Source organism: Pseudomonas sp. Leaf15 (genome assembly GCF_001421425.1).
GTDB classification, from domain to species: Bacteria; Pseudomonadota; Gammaproteobacteria; order Pseudomonadales; family Pseudomonadaceae; genus Aquipseudomonas; species Aquipseudomonas salomonii.
Map to the genome: position 1 here is coordinate 36969 of NZ_LMKI01000034.1, position 14316 is coordinate 51284.

The 14316-nt window shown below is 64.2% G+C and carries 2 protein-coding genes and 2 pseudogenes; 2 read left to right on the forward strand and 2 right to left on the reverse strand.

Features of this window, described 5'->3' with window-relative positions:
* The first annotated feature begins 80 nt into the window (after positions 1 to 80).
* Both ASE80_RS23830 and ASE80_RS23835 read left to right on the forward strand, forming a co-directional pair.
* The gene (locus ASE80_RS23830) at positions 81 to 833 is read left to right on the forward strand and encodes a thioesterase II family protein (RefSeq protein ID WP_056861085.1); all 753 of its coding nucleotides are present in this window, start codon (positions 81 to 83) and stop codon (positions 831 to 833) included.
* Positions 834 to 884: 51 nt separating this feature from the next.
* Positions 885 to 13775 carry a non-ribosomal peptide synthetase gene (locus ASE80_RS23835; protein ID WP_056861086.1) on the forward strand — a complete coding sequence of 4297 codons (12891 nt, stop codon included), beginning with the start codon at positions 885 to 887 and terminating at the stop codon, positions 13773 to 13775.
* 117 nt (positions 13776 to 13892) lie between these two features.
* Here the strand turns inward: ASE80_RS23835 and ASE80_RS31205 are convergent.
* Both ASE80_RS31205 and ASE80_RS30895 read right to left on the reverse strand, forming a co-directional pair.
* Positions 13893 to 14006: pseudogene (locus ASE80_RS31205) on the reverse strand (thiol:disulfide interchange protein DsbG); the annotation flags it as partial.
* Between the two features lie 119 nt (positions 14007 to 14125).
* Positions 14126 to 14233, reverse strand: a pseudogene (locus ASE80_RS30895) (thiol:disulfide interchange protein DsbG); the annotation flags it as partial.
* Positions 14234 to 14316 lie beyond the last annotated feature (83 nt).

Genomic DNA, 14316 nt, shown 5'->3' on the forward strand with positions numbered 1-14316 from the left:
GCCAAGGATCAGCACCCGCAGGAGGGCGAAATGGGTTTTTATCGTGCAGGCAGCGTGTTTCAGCTTGGAGGCCGCGACCAATGAGCGTTTCCACGCGATTGCGCCTGTTCTGCCTGCCCTACTCGGGTGCCAGCGCGATGGTCTATGTGCGCTGGCGCCGGGCGCTGCCTGACTGGTTGCAGGTGTGCCCGCTGGAATTGCCGGGTCGCGGCATGCGCATGGATGAGCCATTGCAGCGCGATATCAAAACCTTGGCGGCGCAGCTTGCCGACGAGATCGGTCGTGACCTGAGCAGCCCCTATGCCTTGTTTGGCCACAGCCTGGGCGGCTTGCTGGCATTTGAACTGGCGCATGCGCTGAAGGCGCGCAATCTGCCTGCGCCGCTGGCGTTATTTGCCTCCGGTACGGCCGGCCCGGCCCGCCGCGATGTGAGCGAATACGCCATCGAAAAAACCGATGAGCAACTGATCGCCCGCCTGCGCGAACTGCAGGGCACCGCCGAAGAGGCCCTGGCCAACCCGGAATTGATGCAGTTGATGCTGCCGATTCTGCGCGCCGACTTCCTGCTGTGCGGCAGCTTCACCTATGGCGAGCGCGCGCCACTGGGCATGCCGATCCACGTATTTGGCGGCAAGCAGGACAGCGTACGCGCCGACCAGTTGCTCGACTGGCAGCTTGATGCCGCCAGCGGCTTTTCCCTCGACATGTTCGACGGTCACCACTTCTTCCTCGTGCAGCACGAGAGCGCGGTGCTGCGCTGCCTGCGCCGCTATGCCGATGAGCACCTGGCCCGCTGGCGCAATGATGCGGCGCGTCAACTGGCTGCCGTTTAGCACGGCCCTAATTCCCGATTTTCCCGTAAGCCGATTTCAGGCAGGAACCCCATGATGGACGCCTTCGAACTTCCCCGCACCCTGGTCCAGTCCCTTCAACACCGCGCCGCGCAGACCCCGGACCAGGTGGCCCTGCGCTTCCTGGCCGAATCCGCCGCCGACAGCGTTGTGCTCAGTTACCGCGACCTCGACCAGCGCGCCCGCACCATCGCCGCCGCCTTGCAGGCCAACGCGGCGTTGGGCGACCGTGCGGTGCTGTTGTTCCCCAGCGGCCCGGATTACGTCGCGGCGTTCTTTGGTTGCCTGTACGCCGGGGTTATCGCGGTGCCGGCGTATCCGCCGGAGTCGACCAAGCGCCATCATCAGGAGCGGCTGCTGTCGATCATCAGCGATGCCGAGCCGCGCCTGCTGCTGACCATCGCCAGCCTCGCCGACGGCCTGGCGCAGATCGAGAACGCGCCGCCGGTGTTGAGCGTCGATACGCTCGAAAACGCCGGCAATTGGGTCGAACCCGAGCTGCAAGCGCACGACATCGCCTTCCTGCAATACACCTCCGGCTCCACCGCACTGCCTAAGGGCGTGCAAGTCAGCCACGACAACCTGGTGGCCAACGAAGTGCTGATCCGTCGCGGCTTCGGCATTGATCTGCACCCGGATGATGTGATCGTCAGCTGGCTGCCGCTGTACCACGACATGGGCCTGATCGGCGGCTTGCTGCAACCGATCTTCAGTGGCGTGCCCTGTGTGTTGATGTCGCCGGCGTACTTCCTCGGCCGGCCATTGCGCTGGCTCGAAGCGATCAGCGAATACGGCGGCACCATCAGCGGCGGGCCGGATTTCGCCTATCGGCTGTGCAGTGAGCGGGTCAGTGAAACCGCGCTGGAACGTCTGGATTTGAGCAAGTGGCGCGTGGCGTATTCGGGTTCCGAGCCGATCCGCCTCGACACCCTGGAACGCTTCGCCGAAAAGTTCGCGGTCTGTGGTTTCACGCCGAACAATTTCTTCGCCTCCTACGGGCTGGCCGAGGCGACCTTGTTCGTCGCCGGTGGCTCCCGTGGTCAAGGCATCCCCGCGTTGCGTGTGGATGAGCAGGCGCTGGCCGCCAACCGTGCCGAACCGGGGCAGGGCAGCGCGATCATGAGCTGCGGCACAAGCCAACCGGAGCATGCGGTGCTGATCGTCGATCCGCACACCCTCACCGAATTGCCCGACAACCGTGTCGGCGAACTCTGGGCCGCCGGCCCCAGCATCGCCCAAGGCTACTGGCGCAACCCCGAGGCCAGCGCCAAAACCTTCGTACAACACGCGGGCCGCACCTGGCTGCGCACCGGCGACCTGGGCTTTATCCGCGACGGCGAGGTGTACATCACCGGCCGCCTCAAAGACCTGCTGATCGTGCGCGGCCACAACCTGTATCCGCAGGACATCGAGCAGACCGTCGAGCGTGAAGTCGAAGTGGTGCGCAAGGGCCGGGTAGCGGCGTTTGCCGTGAATCACCAAGGCCTGGAAGGCATCGGCATCGCCGCAGAAATCAGCCGCAGCGTGCAGAAAATCCTGCCGCCCGAGGCCTTGATCAAGGCGATTCGCCAAGCGGTGGCCGAGGCGTATCAAGAAGCCCCGAGCGTGGTGGTACTGCTCAACCCCGGCGCCTTGCCCAAAACTTCCAGCGGCAAGGTGCAGCGTTCGGCCTGCGCGCTTCGTCATGCCGACGGCAGCCTCGACAGCTACGCGCAGTTCCCGAATCTGCAAGCCCAGGCCAGTGAATCGCGGCTTGAATCCGAGCTGCAAAAGCAGATTGCCGCGATCTGGTGCGAGCAGTTGCAGGTCGCAACGGTCGCGGCCGATGACCATTTCTTCCTGCTTGGCGGTAATTCCATCACCGCCACCCAAGTGGTTGCGCGCCTGCGTGAAACCCTGGGCCTGGAGCTGAACCTGCGCCTGCTGTTCGAAGCGCCGACGCTCTCGGCGTTCGCCGCCCATGTGGCGCAGTTGCAGCAAGACGGCGGCATTGCCCAGGGCGCGATCCAGGCCTTGTCACGCCAGGACGAGTTGCCGCAATCCCTGGCACAGAACCGCCTGTGGATCACCTGGCAACTGGACCCGCACAGCAGCGCCTACACCATTCCCGGCGCCCTGCGTTTGCGCGGCGAGCTGGACGAAGATGCGGTGCGCGCCAGCTTCCAGCAATTGATCCAGCGCCACGAAGCCCTGCGCACGCGCTTCTATGAGCGCGATGGCCAAGCCTTTCAGCGCGTCGAGGCCAACACGGGTTTCGAGCTGCAAGTGATCGACCTCAGCGACCTGCCAAGCGCCGAACGCGAAGCCCGCGCGCAGCAGATCCGCGAAGAGGAAGCGCGCACCCGGTTCGACCTGGAAAAAGGCCCGCTGCTGTGGGTGACGCTGGTGCGCCTGGACGATGAAGATCACCAACTGCTGGTGACCTTGCATCACATCATCGCCGACGGTTGGTCGCTGAACATTCTGATCGACGAATTCTCGCGCCTTTATGCCGCCGCGACCCAGGGCCAAAGCCTGGAACTGCCGCCACTGGCCCTGCAATACGCCGACTACGGCAGCTGGCAGCGCCAATGGCTGGCCGAAGGCGAAGGCCAGCAGCAATTGGCCTATTGGCAGGCGCAATTGGGTGATGAGCACCCGGCCCTGAGCCTGGTCACCGACCATCCACGCGCTGCGCAGCGCATCAACAGCGCCTCGCGCCATAGCCTGCGCTTGAACGCAGCGCTCAGCGAGGCCATTCGCCAGGTGGCTCAAGCCCATGAGTCCACCCCGTTCATGTTGTTGCTGGCGGCGTTCCAGAGCCTGCTCTACCGCTACAGCGGCCAGCGCGATATCCGTATCGGCGTGCCCAATGCCAACCGTCCGCGCCAGGAAACCCAAGGCCTGATTGGCTTCTTCATCAACACCTTGGTGCTGCGCGTTGAGCTGGACGGGCGCCTGCCATTCAATCAGCTGTTGGCTGCCACGCGCCAGGCTGCACTGGGCGCCCAGGCCCACCAGGACCTGCCCTTCGAACAACTGCTGGAAGCCTTCCCCCAGGCCCGCGAACAAGGCCTGTTCCAGGTCATGTTCAACCACCAGCAGCGCGACTTGAGCGCCTTGCGCCGCTTGCCGGGCATGCTTGCCGAAGAGCTGCCATGGCATAGCCGCGAAGCCAAGTTCGACCTGCAACTGCACTCTGAAGAAGACCGCAACGGGCGCCTGAGCCTGGCGTTCGACTACGCCGATGAACTGTTCGACGGCGCGACCATTCAGCGCCTGGCCGAGCATTTCGTCAGCCTGCTGCAAGCGGTGTGCGAGCAGCCGGAGCAAGCCATCGGCGACCTCAAACTGATGCACACAGACGAGCAGCAGCCATGGAGCGAAGCTCCGTGTGCCCCGGCCCGGCAGTGGCTGCCCGAACTGCTCGGCCAACAGACTTCGGACAGCACCGCGCTGGTCTGGCAAGACGGCAGCCTGACCTTCGCCCAACTGCACACCCAGGCCAATCGCCTGGCCCACTACCTGCGTGACAAGGGCGTCGGCCCGGATGTGTGCGTGGCCATCGCCGCCGAGCGTTCGCCGCAGCTGCTGATTGGCCTGTTGGCAATCATTAAGGCCGGTGGCGCCTATGTGCCGCTCGACCCGGATTACCCCGCCGAGCGCCTGGCCTACATGCTCAAGGACAGCGGCGTGCACCTGCTGCTGACCCAAACCGCACTGCTTGAACTGCTGCCGGCCACCGAAGGCGTGTGCGTGATCGCCATGGACAGCCTGCACCTGGACAGCTGGCCGACCCAGGCGCCGGGCCTGCATTTGAATGGCGACAACCTCGCCTACGTCATCTACACCTCCGGCTCCACCGGCCAGCCCAAAGGCGTGGGCAATACCCATGCGGCGCTGGCCGAGCGCTTGCAGTGGATGCAGGCCACCTATCAACTCAACCACACCGATGTGCTGATGCAAAAGGCGCCGATCAGCTTTGACGTGTCGGTGTGGGAATGCTTCTGGCCGCTGATCACCGGCTGCCGCCTGGTGCTGGCCGGCCCTGGCGAACATCGCGACCCGCACCGCATTGCGCAGCTGGTACAGGAACACGGCGTCACCACGCTGCACTTTGTGCCGCCGCTGTTGCAGCTGTTTATCGATGAGCCGTTGGTGGCCGAGTGCACCAGGCTGCGGCGTCTGTTCTCCGGCGGTGAGGCCTTGCCTGCCGAGCTGCGTAACCGCGTGCTGGCGCAGTTGCCGGCGGTGCAACTGCACAACCGTTATGGCCCGACCGAAACCGCGATCAACGTGACCCACTGGCATTGTCACGCCGAGGACGGCGAGCGCTCGCCCATCGGCCGTCCGCTGGGCAATGTGATCTGCCGCGTGTTGGATGAGCAGCTCAACCCGTTGCCGGCCGGTGTGCCGGGCGAACTGTGCATCGGCGGCATCGGCCTGGCGCGCGGTTACCTGGGCCGCGCCGGGCTGACCGCCGAGCGTTTTGTCGCCGACCCGTTGGGCGAACCCGGCACACGCCTGTATCGCACCGGTGACCGCGTGCGTTGGAGCGCCGATGGCGTGCTCGAGTACCTGGGCCGCCTCGATCAACAAGTCAAATTGCGTGGCTTTCGTGTAGAACCCGAAGAAATCGAAGCCCGGATGCTGGCGCTGGACGGCATCGCACAAGCCGTGGTGCTGGTGCGTGATGCACAACTGATCGGCTACTACACCGCGCATGCGCAGCTTACCGAGCAAGCGGTAAAAACCGCCCTGGCCGCCGAGTTGCCGGAGTACATGGTGCCCGCATTACTGATGCGCCTGGACGCCATGCCCCTGAGCCCCAGCGGCAAACTCGATCGCCGGGCCTTGCCCGAACCGGTGTGGCAAACCCGCGAACACATCGAGCCGGCAACGCCGCTGCAACAGCAGATTGCCGCGATCTGGCGCGAAGTGCTGGGCTTGCCACGTATCGGCCTGCGCGACGACTTTTTCGCCCTCGGTGGCCATTCGTTGCTGGCCACGCAAATCATCTCGCGCACCCGTCAGGCCTGTGACGTCGAATTGCCGTTGCGCACCTTGTTCGAAGCCAGTGAGCTGGGCACATTTGCCGAGCAGGTCGGCTTGATCCAGGCCTCTGGCCAACGCAATCAGCAAACCGCTATTGCCAGGGTCGACCGCAGCGCGCCGGTGCCGCTCTCCTATTCCCAACAGCGCATGTGGTTCCTCTGGCAGATGGAACCCGACAGCCCGGCCTACAACGTCGGCGGCATGGCGCGCCTGCGCGGCGTGCTGGACGTGGGGCGTTTTGAGGCCGCATTGCAGGCGCTGATCATGCGCCACGAAACCCTGCGCACCACCTTCCCGAGCATCGATGGCGTGGCGTACCAAAAGGTCGCCGCGCAAACCGGCATGCGCATGGCTTGGCAGGATTTCTCCGCGCTCACCGAGGCTGAGCGTCAGCAGCGCCTGCAAGATTTCGCCGATCAGGAAGCCCACACGCCGTTCAACCTGGAAACCGGGCCGCTGTTGCGAGCCTGCGTGGTCAAGGCCGGCGAGCAGGAGCACTACTTCGTGCTGACCCTGCACCATATCGTCACCGAAGGCTGGGCCATGGACATCTTCGCCCGTGAACTCGGCGCGCTGTACGAGGCGTTTATCGACGAGCGCGACTCGCCGCTGGCGCCACTGGCGGTGCAATACCTCGACTACAGCGTGTGGCAGCGCCAGTGGCTGGAGGCTGGCGAGCGCCAACGCCAACTGGACTACTGGACCGCACAGCTGGGCCACGAGCATCCGTTGCTTGAACTGCCCGCCGACCGCCCACGGCCACCGGTGCAAAGCCATCAGGGCGGGCTGTACCGCTTTGACCTGAGCGATGACTTGGCGGCTCGCGTGCGCGCCTTTAACGCCGAACGCGGCCTGACCCTGTTCATGACCATGACCGCCACCCTGGCGGTGCTGCTCTACCGCTACAGCGGCCAGACCGACCTGCGCATCGGCGCGCCGGTCGCCAACCGCATTCGCCCGGAAAGCGAAGGGCTGATCGGCGCGTTCCTCAACACCCAGGTGCTGCGTTGCCAGCTCAATGGGCAGATGAATGTGGCCGAGTTGTTCGAGCAGGTGCGCCATACCGTGATCGAAGGCCAGTCGCACCAGGACCTGCCATTCGATCATCTGGTGGAAGCCCTGCAGCCACCACGCAGCGCGGCGTATAACCCGCTGTTCCAGGTAATGTGCAACGTGCAGCGTTGGGAGTTTCAGCAGAGCCGCCAACTGGCGGGCATGACCGTCGAATACCTGGTCAACGATGCGCGGGCGACCAAGTTCGACCTCAACCTGGAAGTCACCGACCTCGACCATCGCCTGGGTTGCTGCCTGACCTACAGCACCGACTTGTTCGACGAGCCGCGTATTGCGCGGACGGCCGCACATTGGCAAAACCTGTTGGAAGCGTTGATCGCCAACCCGCAACAGCGACTGAGCGAGTTGCCCTTGCTGACCGCCACCGAGCAGCGCGCCTTGCACAGCAGCCTGGGTATCGAGGCGGGTGAACACCGCCTGGATCAGTGCCTTCACCCGCTGTTCAGCCAACAAGTTTTGGCCCGCCCCGATGCACCGGCGTTGACCTTTGCCGGGGTGACGCTCAGCTATCGCGAACTGGATGAGCGCGCCAACCGCCTGGCCTGGATGCTGCGCGAGCGCGGCGTTGGCCCGCAGGTGCGGGTCGGCCTGGCGCTGCCGCGCTCGCTGGAAATGGTCATCGGCCTGCTGGCGATCCTCAAGGCCGGCGGTGCTTATGTGCCGCTGGACCCGGAATACCCGCTCGACCGCCTGCACTACATGATCGAAGACAGCGGCATCGGCCTGCTGCTCAGCGATGCGGCGATGTTCGAAGCCCTTGGCGAATTGCCGGCGACGGTCGCGTGCTGGTGCCTGGAAGATGACTTGCCGGTGTTGGCCAATTACCCTGCCGACGAGCCGCCCTTTATCAGCCTGCCGCAACATCAGGCGTACCTGATCTACACCTCCGGCTCCACCGGTAAACCCAAAGGCGTGGTGGTGTCCCACGGTGAAATCGCCATGCATTGCCAGGCCGTGATCGAGCGCTTTGGCATGCGCCCGGATGATTGCGAGCTGCACTTCTACTCCATCAACTTCGACGCCGCCACCGAGCGTCTACTGGTGCCGCTGCTCAGCGGTGCGCAGGTGGTGTTGCGCGCCCAAGGCCAGTGGGATGCCGAAGAAATCTGCGCGCTGATCCGCGCCCATGGCATCAATATCCTTGGCTTCACGCCCAGCTACGGCAGCCAGTTGGCGCAATGGCTGGCGACCCAGCAACAGACTCTGCCGGTGCGCATGTGCATCACCGGCGGCGAGGCACTGACCGGCGAGCACTTGCAGCGGATTCGTGCGGCGTTCCAGCCCGAGCTATTTTTTAATGCCTATGGCCCGACCGAAACCGTGGTGATGCCGCTGGCCAGCCTGGCGCCGGAGGTATTGGAAGAGGGCGCCGCCAGCGTGCCGATCGGCAGCATCATCGGTGCTCGCGTGGCCTATATCCTCGATGCCAACCTGGCGCTGGTGCCACAAGGCGCGACCGGTGAGTTGTATGTAGGCGGCGCCGGTCTGGCCCAGGGTTATCACGAACGCCCTGGCATGACGGCCGAGCGGTTTGTCGCCGATCCGTTTGCTGCCGATGGCGGCCGTTTGTACCGCACCGGCGACCTGGTGCGCCAACGCGCCGACGGCCTGGTGGAGTACCTGGGCCGTATCGACCATCAAGTGAAGATTCGCGGTTTCCGTATCGAACTGGGCGAGATTGAAACGCGCCTGCTGGAGCACGCAGCCGTGCGCGAAGCCGTGGTGCTGGCGCTGGATTCAGCCAGTGGTAAACAGCTGGCGGCCTATCTGGTCAGCGACGCCGACCCTGCCACCTTGCGCGAAGCGCTGAAGGCGCACCTCAAGGCGCAGCTGCCGGACTACATGGTGCCCGCGCACCTGATCGTGCTCGACAGCATGCCGCTGACCGCCAACGGCAAGCTCGACCGCCGCGCCTTGCCGCAGCCCGATCCTGAGGCCAATCGCCAAACCTACGTGGCGCCACGCAATGAGCTGGAGCAAAGCCTGGCGGCCATTTGGTGCGCGGTGTTGAAGGTGCAGCAAGTCGGCCTGGACGATAACTTCTTTGAACTGGGCGGCGACTCGATCCTGTCGATCCAGGTGGTCAGCCGTGCGCGGCAGGCCGGGATTCATTTCAGCCCACGGGATTTGTTCCAGCACCAGACCGTGCAAACCCTGGCCGCTGTGGCCACGCGTAGCGAACAGGTGACCGCCGAGCAAGGCCTGCTCACCGGCAGCTCGGGCCTGACGCCGATCCAGCACTGGTTCTTTGATACCGAGATCCCCCACCGTCAGCACTGGAACCAGGCATTGCTGCTCAAGCCGCTGCAATTGCTGGAGCCCCATCGCCTGGAGCAAGCGCTGCTGGCGGTGCTGGAGCATCACGACGCCTTGCGCCTGAGTTTCTCCAAGCGCGATGCGCAGTGGCATGCCGAGCACTTGGCCGTGCCCCAAGGCGGCGTGCTGATGCAGGCGCAAGTGCGCGACATGCAGGATTGCACCGCGCTGTTCACTGACACTCAACGCAGCCTCGACCTTGAGCATGGCCCGCTGTTACGCGCCTTGCTGGTGGACGGCCCGCAAGGCCAGCAACGCCTGCTGATCGCGATTCATCACTTGGTGGTGGACGGCGTGTCGTGGCGCGTGCTGCTGGAGGACCTGCAAACGGTTTACCGCCAGTTGAGCGACGGCCAGTCCGTCAGCCTGCCGGCCAAGACCAGCGCATTGCGCGATTGGGCTGCGCGCTTGCGCGCTTATGCCGGCAGCGAGTCCCTGCGTGAAGAGTTGAGCCTGTGGCAAGAGCAACTGGCCGGTCCTGCGGTGGAGCTGCCAGTGGCGCGTCCACAGGGTTCGCTGCGCAACCGCGAGGCTGAAACCGTCAGCGTGCGCCTGGGTGTCGAACACACCCGCCAGTTGTTGCAACAAGCGCCGAGCGCATATCGCACCCAAGTCAACGACCTGCTGCTGACCGCCTTGGCCCGCGTGCTGTGCCGCTGGACGGGGCACGCCTCGACCTTGATTCAACTGGAAGGCCATGGCCGTGAAACTCTGTTCGATGAAATCGACCTGACCCGCAGCGTCGGCTGGTTCACCAGTGCTTACCCGCTGCGCCTGACACCACACGCCGGGCAGGGCGACTCGATCAAGGCCATCAAGGAACAACTGCGCGGCGTGCCGCACAAAGGCCTGGGTTATGGCGTGCTGCGTTACCTGGCGGACGATCAGTGCAAGCAGGCCATGGCCGCGCTGCCAACGGCGCAGATCACCTTCAACTACCTCGGCCAGTTCGACCAGAGCTTCGGCGCCGATGCACTGTTCCACCCGCTGGATGAGTCGGCGGGCCTGGCCCACGACCCGGATGCGCCGCTGCCCAATGAGCTGAGTGTCGACAGCCAGGTGTATGGCGGAGAGTTGCTGCTGCGCTGGACCTTCAGCCGTGAGCGCCATGACCCGCAGACCATCCGTGAACTGGCGGATGGGTACTTGAGCGAGCTGCAAAGCCTGATCGCGCATTGCCTCAACGACGAGGCGGGTGGCCTGACGCCGTCCGACTTCCCGCTGGCGCACCTGACTCAAGCACAGCTCGACAGCCTGCCGGTGCCGGCAAACGTCATCGAAGACGTCTACCCGCTGACGCCAATGCAGGAAGGCCTGCTGCTGCACACCTTGCTGGAGCCGGGCACCGGCCTCTACTACATGCAGGACCGCTACCGCATCAACAGCGCTCTGGACCCCGAGCGTTTCGCCCAGGCCTGGCAGGCGGTGATCGCCCGGCATGAAGCCTTGCGTGCGTCGTTCTGCTGGAACGTCGGCGAGGACATGCTGCAAGTGATCCACAAGCCGGGCAGCACACCGATCGAGTACCTGGACTGGAGCCATGAGCCCGAAGCCGAGCAGGAGCCGCGTCTGCAAGCCTTGCTCAAGGCCGAGCGCGAGGCCGGGTTTGATCTGCTCAACCAGGCGCCGTTCCACCTGCGCCTGATCCGCGTGGGCGAGGCGCGCTACTGGTTCATGATGAGCAACCACCACATCCTGATCGATGCCTGGTGCCGCTCGTTGCTGATGAATGATTTCTTCGACATCTACATGGCCTTGGGCGAGGGCCGCGATGCACAATTGGCCACGCCGCCACGCTACCGCGATTACATCGCCTGGCTGCAACGCCAGAACCTCAATGAAGCACGCCAGTGGTGGCAGCAGAACCTGCAGGGCTTCGAGCGCACCACGCCGATCCCGAGCGACCGCCCGTTCCTGCGTGAACACGCAGGCCACAGCGGCGGCATGGTGGTGGGCGATTGCTACACCCGCCTGGATGCCCGCGACGGTGCGCAATTGCGCGAACTGGCCCAGGCCCATCAACTCACCGTCAACACCTTCGCCCAGGCGGCGTGGGCCTTGGTGCTGCGGCGATTGAGCGGTGAGCGAGACGTGTTGTTCGGCGTCACGGTGGCCGGGCGCCCCGTGGCAATGCCCGAGATGCAACGCACCGTCGGCCTGTTCATCAACAGCATCGCGCTGCGGGTGAAACTGCCGGAAGACGACCAGCCTTGCAGCGTGCGCCAGTGGCTGAGCGGCCTGCTCGACAGCAATATGCAACTGCGCGAATACGAATACCTGCCGCTGGTGACTATCCAGGAACACAGCGAATTGCCTAAAGGCCAGCCGCTGTTCGACAGCCTGTTCGTGTTTGAAAACGCACCGGTGGAAGTCTCGGTGCTGGACCGTGCGCAAAGCCTGAATGCCACCTCGGATTCCGGCCGCACCCACACCAACTTCCCGCTGACGGCCGTGTGTTATCCGGGCGATGACCTGGGGCTGCACCTGTCCTACGACCAGCGTTATTTCGATGCAACCACCGTGCAAGGCATGCTCGGCGAGTTCAAGCGCTTGCTGCTGGCGTTGGTGCAGGGCTTCCATGGCGACATGGCGGACTTGCCGCTGATCGGTGAGCAGGAGCGGGCGTTTCTGGTCGACGGCTGCAACCAGAGCGAGCACGACTACCCGCTGGAGCGCAGTTACATCGAGTTGTTCGAAGCGCAGGTGACGCAACATCCGCAGCGCATCGCCGCCAGTTGCCTGGACCAGCAATGGACCTACGATGAATTGAACCGCCGCAGCAACGGCCTGGGCTACGCGCTGATCGAGGCCGGTGTTGGGCTGGATCAGCCGGTGGCGTTGCTGGGCGAGCGTAACCTGGATTTGCTCGGCATGATCATCGGCAGTTTCAAGGCCGGTGCCGGTTACCTGCCGCTGGACCCTGGCCTGCCAAGCCAGCGCTTGAGCCGCATCATCGACCTGAGCCGCACGCCGTTGCTGGTGTGCACCGAGGCGTGCCGCGAGCAGGCGATTGAATTGCTGGACGGCACCGACTGCCAGCTGCTGGTCTGGGAAGAAGTGCCTGGCCGTGGGCAAAACCCGGGCGTCTACAGCGCGTCGGATAACCTCGCCTATGTGATCTACACCTCCGGCTCCACGGGGTTGCCCAAAGGCGTGATGGTGGAACAGCGCGGCATGCTCAATAACCAGTTGAGCAAGGTGCCGTATCTGCAACTGAGCGAGACAGATGTTATCGCGCAGACCGCTTCGCAGAGCTTCGATATTTCTGTGTGGCAGTTCCTCGCCGCGTCGCTGTTTGGCGCGCGGGTGGATATTGTGCCGAACAGCATCGCCCATGATCCGCAGGGTTTGCTGGCGCATGTGCAGGCCCAAGGTATTACCGTGCTGGAGAGTGTGCCGTCGCTGATCCAGGGCATGCTCGCTCAAGAACGCATGAGCCTGGACGGCTTGCGCTGGATGCTGCCGACGGGTGAAGCCATGCCGCCGGAGCTGGCGCACCAGTGGTTGCTGCGTTACCCCGAGATCGGCTTGGTCAACGCTTATGGCCCGGCGGAGTGCTCGGATGATGTGGCGTTCTTCCGCGTTGACCTGGCGTCGACCCGTGGCACGTACCTGCCGATTGGCACGCCAACCGACAACAACCGCTTGTACCTGCTCGATGGCGCGCTGGAGCTGGTGCCGCAAGGTGCGGTGGGCGAGTTGTGTGTGGCAGGCACGGGCGTGGGGCGTGGTTATGTCAGCGACCCGTTGCGCACCGCTCAGGTGTTTGTGCCGAACCCGTTCGGTGCGCCGGGCGAACGGCTGTACCGCACCGGCGACCTGGCGCGACGCCGCAGCGATGGCGTGCTGGAATATGTCGGGCGTATCGACCATCAGGTGAAGATTCGTGGTTACCGCATCGAACTCGGTGAAATCGAAGCGCGCCTGCATGAACAGCCAGAAGTGCGGGATGCGGCAGTCGGCGTGCAGGAAGGCGTCAACGGCAAGCATTTGGTGGGTTACCTGGTGGCGGCCGATGAAGCCTTGAACCCAGCTGAACGCATGGACCGTATCAAGCAACGCCTGCGCGCTGAATTGCCGGAATACATGGTGCCGCTGCACTGGTTATGGCTCGACCGCTTGCCGCTGAACGCCAATGGCAAGCTGGACCGCAACGCTCTGCCGGCCCTGGAGATAGGCCAACTGCACAGCCAGGATTACCTGGCGCCGCGCAACGAACTGGAAGCGACCTTGGCGGCGATTTGGGCCGAGGTGCTCAAGGTCGACAGGGTGGGCGTGCAGGACAACTTCTTCGAGCTGGGCGGGCATTCATTGCTGGCCACGCAGATTGCCTCGCGGGTGCAGAAAACCCTGCAACGGGATGTGCCGCTGCGGGCGATGTTCGAATGCAGCACGGTGGCGGAGTTGGCCGAGTATATCGACGGGCTGGCAGCCAATGAGATCAGTGCGGAGAAGGTCGATCGGTTGAGTGATTTGATGGCGGAGTTGGAAGGCTTGTAACTGATCGTTCCCACGCTCTGCGTGGGAATGCAGCCCAGGACGCTCCGCGTCCCAAAGCGTGACGCAGAGCGTCACCTGAGGCATTCCCACGCAGAGCGTGGGGAACGATCTGATGGGCTATTTCGGGCCGAGAATCTTCACCAGCTTGTCCGGCGACGGCGCGCCTTGCTGTTGCTGCAAACCGCCCTTGTCATCCCGATAAAAAATCGCAGGCGTTGCCGACAGAGCTATCACTGATCGTTCCCACGCTCTGCGTGGGAATGCAGCCCAGGACGCTCTGCGTCCCAAAGCGTGACGCAGAGCGTCACTTGAGGCATTCCCACGCAGAGCGTGGGGAACGATCTGATGAGCTATTTCGGCCCGAGAATCTTCACCAGCTTGTCCGGCGACGGCGCGCCTTGCTGTTGCTGCAAACCGCCCTTGTCATCCCGATAAAAAATCGCAGGCGTTGCCGACAGAGCTTCACTGATCGTTCCCACGCTCTGCGTGGGAATGCAGCCCAGGACGCTCCGCGTCCCAAAGCTTGACGCAGAGCGTCACT

Coding starts and splice junctions, on each gene's coding strand:
- ASE80_RS23835 (WP_056861086.1), top strand. CDS start 885: ATGATGGACGCCTTCGAACTTCCCCGCACCCTGGTCCAGTCCCTTCAA.
- ASE80_RS23830 (WP_056861085.1), top strand. CDS start 81: ATGAGCGTTTCCACGCGATTGCGCCTGTTCTGCCTGCCCTACTCGGGT.